This is a genomic window from uncultured Butyricimonas sp., assembly GCF_959596855.1.
In the GTDB taxonomy this organism is placed as follows: Bacteria; Bacteroidota; Bacteroidia; order Bacteroidales; family Marinifilaceae; genus Butyricimonas; species Butyricimonas muris.
This window is the reverse complement of record NZ_CAUFYA010000008.1, coordinates 52,420-68,584: the sequence shown is the minus strand read 5'-3', so window position 1 is coordinate 68,584 and position 16,165 is coordinate 52,420. Positions and strand designations below refer to the sequence as shown.

The window sequence follows — 16,165 nt, the reverse complement described above, 5'->3', positions numbered from 1 at the left end:
TAGCAAGATGGACACGAAATATATTATCATCGGTTGTCTTTTATTTTTAAACCTTGTTTGCTTGGGACAAAACAGGCAAACAACGGACTCTGTGTCAAATCCCACAAGATTCATCCCACAGACATTAACAACCAATGAATTTATCAATTATCAACTGCCTCCATTGGATACCCTATTCGAAAGCGCGAAGAAAAATCCTCGTCTAAAAGCAATACAAGCCTCCATCGAAGCTGCCCGCAACGATTTGAAAGTATCAAAGCGGGATTGGTGGCAATACTTTTCCGTGCGTGCAGGATATAATTATGGTATTCTGGGTACTTACACTGACCAAGAAACACAATACACTCCATTAACTACAGTTTATTCGGGAGCGACTCAAAGCAGTTGGTCTGTCGGGGCAAATATCAGCATTCCATTTGACAAACTATTCACTCATCGCCCCTCGGTAAAAAAACAAAAAGAACTTGTCAAAAACGCAGAATATTCTCAACAAGTTACATTTGACGAAATTAAGAATGAAATTATCGAATTATATTGTAATATTCAATATCAATTAAAATTACTAAAATTAGCGACAGAAACAATTACATTATATCGTGCAGAATACCAAGTAGCAGAACTTGATTACATTAATGACAACAGTAATGCCAATCGCTTATTAAGTGATATTAAGAATTCACAGAAAGTAGCACAAGTAGAATATGAACAAATTATTAATGAACTTAATATCATGTTCTTAAAACTAGAAGTGATTAGTAACATACAATTTAGAAATAAATCATTATGAAATATATTACCTACTTTATTAAATTCTTCTACAAAATACGCTTCTGGCTAATCATAGCACCTCTTGTTGTGGCTCTATTTGTTTATTTACAGACCAATAATACTCAAAGAGATTACACAACAACCTGTTCCATCTACACGGGAATTATCACAGGTGTAAACATACTTTCTGAAAGTGGGATTACTACAACGTCATATACACAAGGCAGTATGATGGACAATTTATTAAGCATTATTACCGCTGATCAGACTTTAAAGCAAGTATCTTTACGACTATATGCCCGTATTATGGTATATGGCGATCCGAATAGAGACAATAAATATGTCAAAGCCAGTAATTATCGCCATTTATACGATCGTGGGCAAGTGATCCATGATTTAATAGATAAAACATCCACGAAGGATTCCATTAACGAGCAACGCACGTACGAAAATTTGCTCGCATATGAAACAAATGATCCGTCTAATTATGTCTACGGGATATACCTATGGAATCTTCCCTACGTGAATCGGGAAGCCTTGCATAAAATAGATGTCCGACGTTCAGGAGACAGCGATGTACTTGATGTTACGTATACAACCGATGACCCTGGTATAGCTTATCAAACCTTACTCATATTGATAGACGAATTCAACAAACAATACCAAGAATTACGTTTCGGAGAAACCAATAATGTCATTGCCTATTTTCGAAAAGAACTAGCCAAAATTGGAAAGGAACTCGAAACAGCAGAAAATATCCTCACCGACTATAGAGTAGAAAATCAAGTTATTAATTACGAGGAAGAAACCAAAGCGGTTGCCGCATTAAACAGAGATTATGAATTACAGTATTGGCAATCATTGAACGATTACAACGTATCTGATAGCTTGAAAAAAGAGTTAGAAACAAGAATGCAATTACACACGGAAATCATTCAAAACAACAACTTATTCATTCTTTATAACAATAAAATAAGCGAGATCAATGAAAAGCTCGCCATGGCTAAGTATTATCCGGAAGAAACGATTTCCCAACAGACTATTGATACGCTGATTCATGAATTAGACCACAACAAAACAGCTTTAGCAAAATCCCTTGAGAAAATGGGTTATATGAAATACAACAAAGAAGGGATATCCAACCAAAGTGTCATTGAGGAATGGTTAAAACAAGTCATCAACTATAAAAAAGCGGAAGCCGAATTAAAAGTACTAAATCAACGAAAATTATACATGGCGCAAAAGTACGTCCACTTTGCCCCTATCGGTTCTACTCTGACTCGTAAAGAACGGCTGGTAAACATCAATGAAAGAAGATATCTTGCCATCTTGGACGCACTGAATGCTGCTTTGCTAAGACAGAAAAGTATCCAAATGAACTCGGCAAGTCTAAAAGTTATGAATGAGCCTTTTTATCCATTAGCGCCGTCCTCCGTCAGCAAACGTAAATTATTGACAATCGGAGCTTATGCGGCTGCCTTGATATTCACAATTTTCTTTTTCTTGATTATCGAGATTCTGGACCATACCTTACACAACGTATTCAAAGCAGAACAATTAACGGGTTGTAGAGTTCTGGGAGCATTTACCCGTCAATTATCGTTGGGAGCCAGAAGATATAATAAAGAATATACATTACTTTCAGCTCAAACTTTATGCAATTCTATTGTAACCTATTTTAAACCAGACCAAAATAATATAATCAATCTGATCAGTAATGAACCGGGTGAAGGGAAAAGCTATATTATGGAGCAAATTGCCCAACAGTTTACAGAACGGGGATTCGATGTAGCTCAATTGTCATGGCAAAACGAATTTCAAACGGATGCTCAAGCTTTTATTCAATCTTTTAACCTGAAAGATCTAGATTCAGATGAGAAATCCAATTTAAAAGATAAGGTCATCATCGTTGAATATCCTTCATTAAAAGATGCCGCTTTAACTACAAATATTCTACAAAATGTTAGTTTAAATTTACAAATCGCAGATTCCAGACGTACATGGAGAAACACAGACCAACTGCTTTTTGAGCGAACAAAAGAGATGTGCCAAGATACCCCTTTATTTCTAGTATTAAATTACACGAAACGGGATGCAGCTGAAGACGTGAATGGATTAATGCCACCTTACACGTTTTTACGCAAATTACTCTATCGATTTGCACAATTAGGATTAACCTCAAACGATAAAACTATACGAACGGAAAGAAATAAACCGTTAAATAATGCTTAAGAATAGTTCGTCCTATATTACGACGATTGCATTTATCATTGGATTATGCGCTATATACCTTTTAACAATAAAAGGAGGAATCATTCCGACTTTACTTTTTGCTTGTTTACCGGTATTAGCACTTGTCTCTGCAGGATTCTGTCAAAAACAATACTATTTTTACGCATTCTTTATTGTAAACTATATAATCTCAGGTATCAGTAGATATTACCCGATGAAAAATGGAGTGATCATGCTTGGTTTCACTTTGGGTATTATCATTCTTCTTTTCATAAAAAACATATTTCAATCTTATGAATGGAAACGTGGTATTAACCTATTGACAGTTTTATGGGGTATTTGGTTCATATATTGTTTATTGGAAATATTCAATCCTTTAGCTGTCACGGATGCTTGGTTTATTGCTATAAATGGGTATGCTTTTTTCCCTTTAGTAAGTGCCATTCTCATTCCGGTTCTTTTCACCCGTTTTAAAGATTTCAAATGGCTTTTAATTATTTGGGCAGTACTATCCATATTAGCCGCATTAAAAGGATATTGGCAAAAAAATCACGGATTTGATTCGGCTGAATTATATTGGTTATTCGTGGAAGGAGGAGCCAAAACCCACATTATCTATTCCGGTATTCGTTATTTTTCATTTTTTACGGATGCAGCCAATTTCGGAATATCCATGGGATTATCCATGACTGTTTTTGGCATTTCTAGCTTTTTCATTAAGATACGTTGGATTAAATATTTATTTTGGGTTACAACTATAGCTTCTAGTTATGGATTATTAATATCCGGAACACGAAGTGCCGTAGCAGTTCCCTTAGCAGGATTATGCGTATATACTCTCCTATGCAAAAATATAAAAAATTTATTTATAGCAGGGGGGCTATTAATCATCATATTACTATTTTTAACCCAAACCAATATAGGAAACAGTAATACTCTAATTCGTCGAGTGCGTTCTACTTTTAATAAAGAAGATTCGTCTTTTAAAGTCAGAGAAATCAATAAAGAAAAAATGAAGCCGCTGATGAAAGATAAACCTTTCGGAATAGGCTTAGGATTAAGTGGGAAACGCTCCAAACGTTTTAATGTACATGACAAATTATCAGAGTTACCCCCTGACTCCCTACTTACCATGTATTGGATCGAAACTGGCATCATTGGTTTATCCCTCTATCTTACATTATTAGTGATTATTCTAATACGAGCTTCTTATATAGCCATGTTTATCATTAAAGACAAATTATTAAAAAATATATCATTCGCTATTATTGCAGCAATCTCAGGAGCATATGTCGCCGCTTATGCTAATGATATTACCACGTTCCCGAACGGGATCCTCATCAATGTTTTATTTGTATTCCTGTTTGTTGCACCCTATTATGATAAAGAATTAGCCGAGCATGAAGCAACAGCCTGATATATCCATTGTTACTATTAATTACAACGGTCTACAAGAGACAGAGCAATTAATAGAATCCCTACAACAAAACCCTCAAAAATGTTCGTACGAGGTCATTGTCGTGGATAATGGGTCAGTACAGAATGAGGCAAAAATATTGCAGGCAAAATACCCATACATTCAGAGCATCCGCAGTGAACGGAATCTAGGCTTTTCTGGGGGTAACAATTTAGGTATTTGTGTTGCAAAAGGGAAATGTATCTTCCTGCTGAATAACGATACGCTTGTATCTGACGATAGTTTGGTCTATTTATATGAAACACTGATGAGTTCATCAGACATCGGAGCCGTAAGTCCGAAAATCAAATTTGCCTTTCCGCCCCGGAACATACAATTCGCGGGATTCACCCCGTTAAGCAAATATACATTACGCAACCGGGCTATCGGTTATAATGAACCGGATAAAGGTCAATTTGACGTTCCGAAAGTAACCCATTTTCTTCATGGAGCTGCCATGATAGTAAAACGTGAAGTAATAGAAAACATCGGATTGATGCCGGAAATCTATTTCCTTTACTATGAAGAAATGGATTGGTGTACCCGGATGCAGAATCACGGGTATCAACTCCGGTATGAACCCCGTTGCACGATATACCACAAAGAAAGTTGCAGCACGGGAAAAGACAGTCCGTTAAAGACCTACTATCTCACCCGCAATCGTCTGTTATACACGTGGCGAAACCGACACGGGAGAACATTGTTTATTTCGTTAATCTATCAGCTTCTAATTGCTGATTTCAAAAATATTGTCGTAAATTTGCTACATGCAAAATCGGCACAAGCAAGAGCTATTTTTGAAGGTTGCGTAGACTTTTTTCGTTTAAAACATAAAAGGGAATAATATGAATATTCAGGAAATCTTATATCTATTCGAATATATATGTTGGATTTTGGCAAGCATTGCCGTGGCGTATCCGTTAATATATTCTCTTGCTTCTCTGGGGACAAGAAAATCATATTACCCGCAAGCAAAGAAACAACATCGATTTGCCATACTTTTTCCCGCCTACAAAGAAGACCGGATAATCGTATCCGTCGTGGAATCTTTTCTAAAACAGAACTACCCGCGGGAACTTTATGACGTGGTTGTTATATCCGACCACATGCAAGAGGCAACCAATGACCGTTTATCACAACTCCCGATCACCTTACTAAAGGCAGACTATCCCGAAAGTTCCAAAGCGAAAGCACTCAATTTTGCCATGAATCACTTCCGACGGGACGAATTTGATGTTGTCGTGATTCTGGATGCAGACAACGTTGTCGATACAAATTTCTTACAAGAAATAAACAAAGTCTTTGATGCCGGGGTACAAGCCATTCAAGCACACAGAACAGCTAAAAACCGCAACACGGAGATTGCCGTGTTGGATGGCCTCAGTGAAGAAGTGAACAATTCCATCTTCCGTCGCGGACATGTAAGATTAGGTGTTTCCTCTGCCCTCATCGGTTCCGGTATGGCTTTCAATTACCAATGGTTTCATGACAATGTCAAACATCTATCCACCGCAGGCGAGGATAAAGAGTTGGAAATTCTACTACTTAAACAAAGAATTTTTATAGAATACTTGGATGAAGTATACGTGTATGACGAGAAAACCCAAGGAGAAAAAGGCTTCTACAATCAGCGCCGCCGCTGGTTGGCTACCCAATTCGCCCAGTGGGGACGTGTTTTCAAGGATCTTCCGAAAGCTATTATCACCGGAAATATCGATTATAGCGATAAATTGATTCAATGGATGCTCCCCCCTCGCCTAATTTTGTTTGGTGGAATTATCGTGATGGGATGCGTTATGCAAATTGTAGATTGGCCGCTTGCACTGAAATGGTGGGGATTGTTTCTCGTCATGGGCATCACGCTATGCCTCGCCATACCGGATAAACTCGTTGATGAGCAATTCAAAAAATCAATCAACAAACTCCCCCTGTTATTTATCATGATGGTAGCTAATTTATTCCGGATGAAAGGCATGAATAAAAAGTTTGTCACCACCGAAAAAAACGGTTCTTCCACCCTATAATATTATGCCCATGAAAATAGCAATTGAAGCACAACGGATTTTTCGGACAAATAAACACGGGATGGATTTCGTGGCTCTCGAAACAATTCGGGAACTACAGAAGACTGATCACGAGAACGAGTACTATATACTGGTCGCTCCCGGAGAAGACCGATGCTTACAGGCATCGGACAATGTCCATATTGTCGAAATAAAATGCCCGACTTATCCCTTGTGGGAACAAGTCGCCTTGCCTTCGGCTATACGCGAGATAAAACCGGATATCATACACTGCACAAGCAACACCGCCCCTTTATTCTGTCCGGCGCCACTTGTTCTCACGTTGCATGATATCATTTTCCTTGAAAAAAGGGCACACAACAATAAATCCATGTACCAGAATATGGGCTGGTATTATCGCCGTTTTGTTGTTCCCCGCGTATTGGCAAAATGCAAACAAATCATCACCGTATCACAGTTCGAATGCAACAGGATTCGTGAAACATTACATCTGCCGGAAGAACAGATTATCGCCATTCATAACGGTTTTAGTAACCGCTTCCATCCTTTGAAAGAAACTTATACCGTCACGAAAAAATATATACCTGCTAAAGAATATTTATTTTTCCTCGGTAACACCGATCCGAAAAAGAATACTCCATGCACACTAAAAGCATATAGCATTTACGTGAAACAATCTTCAAATCCTCTCCCTTTGTTGATCGCAGATTTAAAAGAAGAAGTCATCCATCAGATATTAAAGCAGGAAGGAATTGAAGAAATAAAACCGATGCTTTATTCCCCCGGGTATATCACTCATTCTGACCTCCCGGCAATCTACAATGCCGCTAAAACATTCCTTTACACGTCATTGCGGGAAAGTTTCGGGATTCCGTTGTTGGAAGCAATGGCGTGCGGTACCCCGGTCGTCACGTCCAACACCTCCGCGATTCCCGAAGTTGCAGGAGAGGGCGCAATACTGGTAGACCCGACGGATGCCGACGCGATTGCCGCACAGATATTGAAACTGGAACAAGATACGGCGTATCGTGAACAACAGATCGCTTATGGCTTGGAAAGAACTAAACAATTCTCTTGGCAACATACGGCGGAACAGTTATTAAAAGTGTATCGATCTATTAAAAAATAAGGTTATGAATAATTATATATCCATCATCAGTTCTCTAATTATATTTCTATTTCCATACATTGGACGGAAATGGTTTAACATTCAGTTACTAAGTTCAACTGTAATAAGTTTGGGGTTACTTGGTACTTTTGGAGGTATTATATATGGTTTATGGATTTTCCGTGTTGATGAACTAGATCTCGCCATTCCTCAGCTATTAGAAGGACTGAAAACAGCTTTCCTAACCTCTATCGCAGGAATGCTATCTTCATTATTCCTTAAACTTACTCCTGCATTCTACGGAATAAAGAAAGAAAAAGAGCACCAAGAAGAATTCACGGATAAACAATTATTCGAATTACTCGGAAACATTGAAAAAAACACGAAGTCAACAGATTCTAATGAACTTATTCAAGTAATCAAGCAATCGAACGAACGTCTGGGAGATAATTTCCAAGCCTTGAATAATAGTCTCTTGAAAATAACTTCCCGTGAACTCTCATTTAACACGGAAGCCCTTACTGAAACATTACAAATGGTCATCTCTCGTTTGGATAATAAGGTATCGGAACAAATAAATCAAACGATTCTCAAAATACACGTTATACAAGAACAACAATTGCAATACTTGGCACGTGCCCAAGAGTTCACGCAAACCATGCAAGAACAACTCCGTGATACACTCTTAAAACTGGAAGAAACGAACAAGAATATCGAAATATTCTTGGGAAAAACCAACAACATGAACATGAAACAGAATCATGCTTTCATGGAGCAGGTGTCATCATTCGGCGATTTCATAAAAGGTTCAGAACAACAAATGAGTTCACAACTAACCCGAATGGAAGAAAAATACGAGCGAGAATTAACTGAATTGGAGAAGTTTACCAAAACATTAACGACTATTATTAAAAAGTTATCACAAGACCATGATACTCTTTATAAAAAAACAAATGAAATAGAATAATCAACCATGAAGATAATTAAATCATCGAAAGAAGAAAATCAATGGATGTCAATCTCAGATCTGATGTCTGTACTTATGATGATATTCCTTTTCATTTCTATCGTATACATGAAAAATATTTCTTTAGAGAAAAATAAAATAACTTCAATCGCTCAAACTTACGAAAAGACTCAAGTTGAAATTACTCATGATTTAAAAAAAGAATTTGCAAAAAATCTTCAAATTTGGAATGCCGTACTAGATTCTTTGACTCTTTCTATTCGTTTTGAAAATCCGGAAATATTATTCCAAGTAGGAAGTGCAGAGTTAAATGAACACTTTAAAAATATTTTAGATAGCTTCTTTCCTCGTTTTATACAAATCCTTACAGATCCTAAATACAAAAAATATATAGAAGAAATCCGTATAGAAGGCCACACATCCAGCGAATGGATTGGAGAATCCTCCTCCCGTCAAGCTTATTTCTATAATATGGAACTTTCCCAAAATAGAACTCGCAAAGTATTAGAATACATACTTTCAAAAATAGAAAATGAAGATTTATTCCATTGGACAAAAAGTAAACTCACAGCTAACGGTCTATCTTCCAGTAAACCCATCTATAATAATGACAAAACAGAAAACAAAGAGCGTTCACGACGAGTCGAATTCAAAATTAAAACTAACGCAGAAAAACAAATAACCAAAATCATAAAACAGATATAAATATAAATAATATAACAACGATAATATTTACAAAACTAATATGGTTCAAGAAATTAAATTAATAATATCTTATATGTGTTTTTTTGCAACATTACTTAAATAAACTAACATGAAAACCACAATAAAAAATAAACTCAAAAGTAATCCTAAATTGAAACAATTTATTCTTAATCTTATTGTTCACCCAATAAAAACACGTCCGAGACGTTGGATTCGATTATTTCAATTCCTTTACATGAAAAGAGGTCATAAATCAGTTATATACAGGAATGTAAGGAAAGATATAGTTCCTTTCAACTCTTTCAAATTAGGGGAAAAATCCATTATAGAAAGCTTTTCAACCTTAAACAACATGGTCGGAGATATTATTATAGGTTCACAAAGTCGTATCGGCTTAAGCAACACAATAATCGGTCCCATCATAATAGGTAACGATGTAAATCTTGGTCAAAATATCACAATTGTAGGATTTGATCACAATTATCAAGATCCAAACAAATCAATTATATCACAAGGTGTAAATACTTCATTAATTACTATTGAAAATGATGTTTGGATTGGTGCAAACTCCGTCATTTTAGCAGGCGTAACAATTGGTAAACATTCGATCATTGCCGCTGGCAGCGTTGTAACCCATAATGTTCCATCCTTTTCTGTCGTTGCCGGTAATCCGGCTAAAATCATAAAACAGTATAATCCTGAAAAAAAGGAGTGGGAAAGAATACATCATAAAATCGAAAAAAAATGAGAACTCGCAGACCAGTAGATAGATGGGATTTATCCATACGAAAGAAAGATCGAGTACTTGAAGTTGGTCCCGGACATAATCCTTCTTTCCGTTCCAATGTTATTGTGGACAAATACGTGAAAGATAATACGCACCGATGTGGAGATATTAAAATCTATTCTCATCAACAATTTATAAATGCTGACGGAGAGCACTTACCTTTTAAAGATAAAGAGTTTGATTATGTTATTTGCAACCAAGTATTAGAGCACGTGGATAATCCGACACTATTTATACAAGAAATCTGTCGGGTTGGGAAACGCGGATATATGGAAACGCCTAGTCTTATCGGGGAATTTCTATTTCCTAAAGAAGCACACAAATGGGTAATTCTAGATATTGATGATAAACTGGTCTTATATGACAAAAATTTAGTTCCCGGAAATTATAAAAACAACTACGGAGAATTATTCCTCAACTATCTGCCATATCAATCATTACCCTACAAATTATTAGGATTGACGGAAGGGGAATTAATGATTAATCGCTATGAATGGGAAGATGACATTGATTTTATTATTAATCCCCAAGACGAGTATTATCTTCCTTTTTTCACTCAAAAATGGGACAGAACAATGGTTGAAAAACTATTTCCTCCTCGTAATGTTCTTAGCGAAATAAGGAAAGTATGTTCAGGCAGTTATCATCTTATAAAAGGGAAAATAAGACAACGAATCACACGAGGGGAAGAATGTCTGACACTTGAACAATATCTTAAGAACCAAGATCAAAATTCATCACATCATGAAAGTACTGATCGTTTTTGAAGATAAAAACGTTGACAATCTGTTTGTCCCAATTCTTTGCAGAGGTTTGCAAGCCATAGGTGTAGAAGTAGAATGCTCTGTCGAGAAATTCTGGAATGAAGATACATTTTATGACATTATCCATTTTCAATGGCCGGAAGAGCTCGTCGGTTGGAATAACCAGAATGCACATAAAATCCAACAACTAAAAGATAGAATTACATTTTTAAAAAACCGAGGTACCAAATTTGTGTACACTCGCCACAATTCACGTCCCCATTACTACAATGCCATAACATATACCGCATATGATATCATCGAATCATCCTGCGATACAATTATTCACATGGGACAATTCAGTTACAATGAATTTAAGCAACAATATCCTCAAAGTCATAATGTGATCATTCCTCATCATATATATGAAAATACTTACAATGAAAATATCTCAAAAGAAGAAGCCCGTGAAAAATTAGGCTTATCCCCGGATAAGTTTATTATAACAGCCTTCGGCAAATTCAGACTTAAAGAAGAAATATCCATCGTCATAAAATCATTTTTGAAATTCAAATGCAAAAATAAATATTTACTCGCTCCTCGACTTTTACCTTTCTCTCCACACGCTCGAAACAAAAATTTATACAAGAGATATATTTCAAAACTCTTGTATCATACAAGTAAATTCATTTGTAATTTGTATTCCATTCAAGCGGACAATAATGAAAAAATTATTAGTAATCAAGATCTTCCCTATTACATTATTGCTTCTGATCTATTGTTCATTCAACGAAAAAGAATACTTAACTCAGGGAACCTGCCTTTGGGATTCTTATTTAAAAAGATTGTAGTCGGTCCTGACTATGGTAACATTGGTGAAATTTTAAAAGAAAGCGGTAATCCGATATTTACCCCTGACAATACGGGATCCATTGTTCAGGCATTAACCCAAGGGTATAGTCTGGCACAGACACATAAAGGCAAAGAAAACTATTTATACGCCAAACAACATTTTTCACTACAATATATATCTGAACTTTATCGTCAAACTTATACAGACTTAATTCAACGACCATGACTTCAATAAAAAAAGACCTCCTTTCAGGTGTGTTCTACACGGCAATTGCAAAATACTCCGGCATCCTTATATCACTAGTGATTGCCGGAATTCTTGCTCGCTTGATCGCACCCGAAGAATTCGGAATTGTAGCAGTGGTCACGGTTATTATTTCTTTTTTCAGCATATTCAGTGATCTGGGTGTTGCCCCCGCTATCATACAGAACAAAACACTCCAACAAGAAGATTTAACACGCATATTTTCATTTACAATTTGGAGTGGTTCAATTCTAACAATCCTATTTTTCTTGTGTTCATGGCCAATCTCGATATTCTACAAACAACCAAGCATGGTTGCAATAACCCAATTACTATCCATAAACTTATTCTTTGCATCGGCAAACATTGTACCCAACGCATTGCTATACAAAACAAAATCTTTCAAATTTATAGCGTGGAGAAGTCTTGGCGTACAAATAGCAGGCGGAACGATTGCCATTATAGCGGCTCTTTGCGGAGCAGGGCTTTATGCCCTAATTATAAACCCCATTTTTTCCAGTATTTTGCTTTTTATCATATCCTACCGTAAATATCCTCAACGATTGGAAATGACGTGGGGCATCACATCCATGAAAAAGATATTCAAATTTTCAGCTTACCAATTCATGTTCAATATTATAAATTATTTCAGCCGGAATCTTGACAAACTCCTTATCGGAAGATACATGGATATGTCCGCCCTTGGTTATTATGAGAAATCTTATCGGCTTATGATGCTCCCGTTACAGAACATCACACATGTAATCACCCCCGTAATGCATCCTGTTTTTTCAGACTATCAACATGACTTAAATCGATTGGTAACCTCTTACGAAAAAATCATTCGTTTGTTGGCTTTTATCGGATTACCTCTATCTGCCTTTCTCTGGTTTTCCGCACGGGAAATCACATTAATTGTATTCGGAGAACAATGGCTCCCCTCTGTCCCCGTATTTCAGATATTATCTATTTCTGTCGGGATACAAATTATCATGTCCACATCAGGATCCATTTTCCAAGCCTCCAATGATACACGCAGCTTGTTTTTCTGCGGGTTATTTTCCTCAATAATCAACGTAACGGGTATCTGCATCGGTCTTTTTGTTTTCAAAACCCTTGAAGCGATATCTTGGTGTATTACAATAACATTTTCAATCAGTTTTCTACAATGCTATATGCAAATGTATTACATCACATTCCAACGCACGATAATTCATTTTGGGAAGCAATTATTCTCTCCACTTCTACTCGCTGGAATTGTATTTCTCGCGTTATATATAATAACACCTGTTATAGACAACACTCCGCAATTAATCAGCTTGCTCATAAAAGGTGTTATCTTTATGACTATCAGCGTTAGCTATATTCTTGCCACGAAAGAATATGATTTATTAAAGCGATTAAAATCTAAAATATGAAAACATTATTCCTTATTTTTCATGGATTTCAGGAGGCAAATGGAATTAGTAAAAAAATTCAATATCAAGTACAAGCACTTAAAGCAAATGGCATGGAAACTCATCTTTGCTATTTAACAGATGAACAAGGGACAAAACGTCGCATGATAGACCACCAAGTTTTAGTAGACTATGGAAACGGTTTAAAGGGGAAACTATATAAACGCTTCGAGTACAATTCTATCGCAAATTATGCTATTAAAAATCACTTTGAATTAATATATATTCGCTCCGGGCATAATGCAAATCCTTTTACCATCAGACTCGTTCGTAAAATGAAAAAGGCAGGAATACATATTGTCATGGAAATTCCAACATACCCGTATGATCAAGAGTACACCTCGTCTTTCATGAAACTTCAATTATTCATTGACAAATGTTTCAGAAAACAATTTGCAAAATATTTAGATCGTATTATCACATTTTCAAATCATTCGACCATATTCGGAATCCCCACATTACAACTCTCAAACGGAATTGATTTTAACGAAATTCCGATAAAACAAAAAATTAATGACACATCAAACCAAATTCATCTCATAGGTGTAGCCGAAATTCATTACTGGCATGGCTACGATCGTTTACTGAAAGGATTGGCCAATTATTACACGACTCATCCCCAATATAAAGTTTACTTTCATATTGTTGGTGAATTTACCGCCCAACGAGAACGGGATGAATGTATTCCGGTCATCGAGGAAAACCATTTACAGCCCTATGTTATCCTCCACGGACGACAACATGGACAAAACCTTGACAATATTTTCGAACAATGTGATTTAGGTATTGGTAGCCTCGGACGCCATCGAAGCGGAATCACAAATATCAAAACTCTTAAAAACAGGGAGTATGCCGCCAGAGGAATCCCTTTCATCTACTCGGAGATAGATGAAGATTTTGAAAATATGCCCTATATCATGAAGATTCCGGCAGACGAAAGTCCCGTGGATGTCCAACAAGTCATTAATTTCTATAACAGTACAAATTTGACTCCCACGAAAATAAGAGAAGCAATTAAACACCTATCGTGGAAAGAACAAATGAAAAAAGTAATAGACTCAATAAAAATATAAACAACATGATACCTAAAATTATCCATTTATGCTGGTTGAGCAATGATGATTATCCTCCAAAAATAAAAAAATGCCTTAAATCGTGGAAGAAGTACCTTCCGGACTACGAGATCATGTTATGGGATACAAAACGATTCAATTTAGACGAAAGCATTTGGGTAAAACAGGCTTTTGACAAAAAGAAATATGCATTCGCGGCAGACTATATCCGCTTCTATGCCTTATACAATTACGGGGGTATATACTTGGATTCAGACGTGGAAGTATTGAAAAGTTTCAACGATCTATTACATTTCCCGTATTTCATGGGTGCAGAGAAAGCGGGAACCATAGAAGCAGCTATACTGGGAGCAGAAAAAGGAACAGCATGGATTAAAACTTGTTTAAACTACTACACGAATAAAACCTTCATAAAAAAAGACTCATCACTAGACATCAGGAAACTACCGGAAATCATGGTGGAAGAGATTCAAAAACTCAAACCCATTCACTATCTTGATGCCTCAGAGATGAAAAATATAAAAAATATGGACTTCCGGAAAGAGATTCTCGTGATGCCCGACGAATACTTTTCTCCCAAAGTATTCGATTCAAGGGAAGTCTTAATCACTCCCAACACGTACGCGATTCATCACTATCAGAACTCATGGTTTTCACATAAAGCCAAGATGTATTATAGAACCCGCACAATAATGATCCGTGTATTCGGTTACAATTTTATCCGAAAAATCGAGCGCATCATATTACCACAAAGATTCAAATAAAAGAATTAAAACCCTCATAATCATGACTTGGTATAAAAAATATCTCTCCGTATACGAAAAACCATTACAAGAAGTACCCCAAGAAATTATTCACGAAGTAAAAACAAAAATCAGTAAAATACAAAATGATTCTCCGCTGGTTTCAGTGGTCGTTATAGCGTATAATGAAGAAAAGCATCTACTGGCAAACCTTTGGTCATTAAGTGATAGCACGTGTAAATACCCGATAGAAATTATCGGAGTGGATAACGACTCATCTGACAGAACTGCCGAAATCTTTAAAATGACCGGCGTCCCCTATTACACGGAATACGAACATAGTTGCGGTTTCGCCCGCCGTTGCGGATTGAATCATGCCCGAGGAAAATATTACATTTGTATCGACTCCGACACCATGTATCCCCCGAAATACATCGAAACCTTAGTCAAAGTATTAGAAAAACCGGGTACAGTTGCCGTTTCCTCCCTTTGGAGTTATATCCCGGATAAACAACATCCTTGGTTAGGTGTCAAACTATATGAATTTTTACGGGATACCCATCTATTTCTGCAATCTTTTAAACGTCCGGAACTCAGTGTCAGGGGACTTGTTTTCGCCTATAACATCGAATATGGCAAAAAAGTCGGTTACCGGGTAGAAATCAAACGAGGAGAAGATGGTTCCATGGCATTCGGCTTAAAGAAATACGGAAAAATTCGCTTTGTCCGTACCCGCAAAGCCCGTGCCGTCACGGGTTATGGAACAGTAGGGGCTGACGGTTCATTCTTCAATAGTTTTAAAATCAGAGCTGTCAAAACAGTAAAGAATTTCGGTGGCCTATTCTCCAAAAAAGAAGAATATAAAGATGAGGAATCCAATTTAATAAAATGACTATCATTACCTACCGAGAACCCAATACATTCCCAAAGAAGACCTAGGGAAGACATCCCTATTGAACGGTGTATGAGCAGTTCCGCTCCAATGTTTCTATATGAAAGATTATAG

Annotated in this window: 15 protein-coding genes; all 15 read left to right on the top strand. The window is 36.6% G+C overall.

Annotated features, from left to right (window positions below):
• Positions 1-7 precede the first annotated feature (7 nt).
• The 15 genes from Q5866_RS05490 to Q5866_RS05420 all read left to right on the top strand — a co-directional run bounded on the left by Q5866_RS05490 (position 8) and on the right by Q5866_RS05420 (position 16,051).
• Positions 8-787, top strand: coding sequence for a TolC family protein (locus tag Q5866_RS05490; RefSeq protein WP_303179349.1), 780 nt, complete (start codon positions 8-10; stop codon positions 785-787).
• A complete protein-coding gene (locus Q5866_RS05485; protein WP_303179347.1) occupies positions 784-3,000 on the top strand; it encodes an exopolysaccharide biosynthesis protein in 2,217 nt (738 codons plus the stop codon). Before Q5866_RS05490 ends, Q5866_RS05485 begins: the two co-directional genes overlap by 4 nt.
• The gene (locus tag Q5866_RS05480) at positions 2,993-4,417 is read left to right on the top strand and encodes an O-antigen ligase family protein (RefSeq protein ID WP_303179346.1); all 1,425 of its coding nucleotides are present in this window, start codon (positions 2,993-2,995) and stop codon (positions 4,415-4,417) included. Before Q5866_RS05485 ends, Q5866_RS05480 begins: the two co-directional genes overlap by 8 nt.
• The gene (locus Q5866_RS05475) at positions 4,401-5,300 is read left to right on the top strand and encodes a glycosyltransferase family 2 protein (RefSeq protein ID WP_303179344.1); all 900 of its coding nucleotides are present in this window, start codon (positions 4,401-4,403) and stop codon (positions 5,298-5,300) included. Before Q5866_RS05480 ends, Q5866_RS05475 begins: the two co-directional genes overlap by 17 nt.
• Position 5,301: 1 nt before the next feature.
• Entirely contained in the window at positions 5,302-6,480 is a 1,179-nt protein-coding gene (locus Q5866_RS05470) for a glycosyltransferase family 2 protein (RefSeq protein WP_227215853.1), read from the top strand.
• A 10-nt stretch (positions 6,481-6,490) separates the two neighbouring features.
• Positions 6,491-7,609: a glycosyltransferase family 1 protein gene (locus tag Q5866_RS05465; RefSeq protein WP_292266358.1), complete on the top strand. Its 1,119-nt coding sequence runs from the start codon at positions 6,491-6,493 to the stop codon at positions 7,607-7,609.
• A 4-nt stretch (positions 7,610-7,613) separates the two neighbouring features.
• A complete protein-coding gene (locus Q5866_RS05460) occupies positions 7,614-8,555 on the top strand; it encodes a hypothetical protein (protein WP_292266356.1) in 942 nt (313 codons plus the stop codon).
• Positions 8,556-8,561: 6 nt separating this feature from the next.
• A complete protein-coding gene (locus tag Q5866_RS05455) occupies positions 8,562-9,260 on the top strand; it encodes an OmpA family protein (RefSeq protein ID WP_292266354.1) in 699 nt (232 codons plus the stop codon).
• 109 nt (positions 9,261-9,369) lie between these two features.
• Positions 9,370-10,008, top strand: a complete 639-nt coding sequence (locus Q5866_RS05450; RefSeq protein ID WP_292266352.1) for a DapH/DapD/GlmU-related protein — start codon at positions 9,370-9,372, stop codon at positions 10,006-10,008.
• Positions 10,005-10,814: a class I SAM-dependent methyltransferase gene (locus Q5866_RS05445; protein ID WP_292266350.1), complete on the top strand. Its 810-nt coding sequence runs from the start codon at positions 10,005-10,007 to the stop codon at positions 10,812-10,814. Before Q5866_RS05450 ends, Q5866_RS05445 begins: the two co-directional genes overlap by 4 nt.
• Positions 10,792-11,868: a glycosyltransferase family 1 protein gene (locus Q5866_RS05440; RefSeq protein WP_292266348.1), complete on the top strand. Its 1,077-nt coding sequence runs from the start codon at positions 10,792-10,794 to the stop codon at positions 11,866-11,868. Before Q5866_RS05445 ends, Q5866_RS05440 begins: the two co-directional genes overlap by 23 nt.
• Entirely contained in the window at positions 11,865-13,304 is a 1,440-nt protein-coding gene (locus tag Q5866_RS05435) for a lipopolysaccharide biosynthesis protein (protein ID WP_292266347.1), read from the top strand. The genes Q5866_RS05440 and Q5866_RS05435 overlap by 4 nt, the downstream gene beginning before the upstream one ends.
• A complete protein-coding gene (locus Q5866_RS05430; protein WP_292266345.1) occupies positions 13,301-14,416 on the top strand; it encodes a glycosyltransferase in 1,116 nt (371 codons plus the stop codon). Before Q5866_RS05435 ends, Q5866_RS05430 begins: the two co-directional genes overlap by 4 nt.
• 5 nt (positions 14,417-14,421) lie before the next feature.
• A complete protein-coding gene (locus Q5866_RS05425; RefSeq protein ID WP_292266342.1) occupies positions 14,422-15,180 on the top strand; it encodes a glycosyltransferase family 32 protein in 759 nt (252 codons plus the stop codon).
• Between the two features lie 22 nt (positions 15,181-15,202).
• A complete protein-coding gene (locus tag Q5866_RS05420; RefSeq protein WP_292266340.1) occupies positions 15,203-16,051 on the top strand; it encodes a glycosyltransferase family 2 protein in 849 nt (282 codons plus the stop codon).
• The last annotated feature ends 114 nt before the right edge of the window (positions 16,052-16,165 follow it).

What these genes read in the sequence shown, in the direction of transcription:
- Q5866_RS05475 (WP_303179344.1), top strand. Translation starts at nt 4,401, where the DNA reads ATGAAGCAACAGCCTGATATATCCATTGTTACTATTAATTACAACGGT.
- Q5866_RS05445 (WP_292266350.1), top strand. Translation starts at nt 10,005, where the DNA reads ATGAGAACTCGCAGACCAGTAGATAGATGGGATTTATCCATACGAAAG.
- Q5866_RS05480 (WP_303179346.1), top strand. Translation starts at nt 2,993, where the DNA reads ATGCTTAAGAATAGTTCGTCCTATATTACGACGATTGCATTTATCATT.
- Q5866_RS05435 (WP_292266347.1), top strand. Translation starts at nt 11,865, where the DNA reads ATGACTTCAATAAAAAAAGACCTCCTTTCAGGTGTGTTCTACACGGCA.
- Q5866_RS05440 (WP_292266348.1), top strand. Translation starts at nt 10,792, where the DNA reads ATGAAAGTACTGATCGTTTTTGAAGATAAAAACGTTGACAATCTGTTT.
- Q5866_RS05485 (WP_303179347.1), top strand. Translation starts at nt 784, where the DNA reads ATGAAATATATTACCTACTTTATTAAATTCTTCTACAAAATACGCTTC.
- Q5866_RS05455 (WP_292266354.1), top strand. Translation starts at nt 8,562, where the DNA reads ATGAAGATAATTAAATCATCGAAAGAAGAAAATCAATGGATGTCAATC.
- Q5866_RS05460 (WP_292266356.1), top strand. Translation starts at nt 7,614, where the DNA reads ATGAATAATTATATATCCATCATCAGTTCTCTAATTATATTTCTATTT.
- Q5866_RS05430 (WP_292266345.1), top strand. Translation starts at nt 13,301, where the DNA reads ATGAAAACATTATTCCTTATTTTTCATGGATTTCAGGAGGCAAATGGA.
- Q5866_RS05490 (WP_303179349.1), top strand. Translation starts at nt 8, where the DNA reads ATGGACACGAAATATATTATCATCGGTTGTCTTTTATTTTTAAACCTT.
- Q5866_RS05450 (WP_292266352.1), top strand. Translation starts at nt 9,370, where the DNA reads ATGAAAACCACAATAAAAAATAAACTCAAAAGTAATCCTAAATTGAAA.
- Q5866_RS05420 (WP_292266340.1), top strand. Translation starts at nt 15,203, where the DNA reads ATGACTTGGTATAAAAAATATCTCTCCGTATACGAAAAACCATTACAA.
- Q5866_RS05465 (WP_292266358.1), top strand. Translation starts at nt 6,491, where the DNA reads ATGAAAATAGCAATTGAAGCACAACGGATTTTTCGGACAAATAAACAC.
- Q5866_RS05470 (WP_227215853.1), top strand. Translation starts at nt 5,302, where the DNA reads ATGAATATTCAGGAAATCTTATATCTATTCGAATATATATGTTGGATT.
- Q5866_RS05425 (WP_292266342.1), top strand. Translation starts at nt 14,422, where the DNA reads ATGATACCTAAAATTATCCATTTATGCTGGTTGAGCAATGATGATTAT.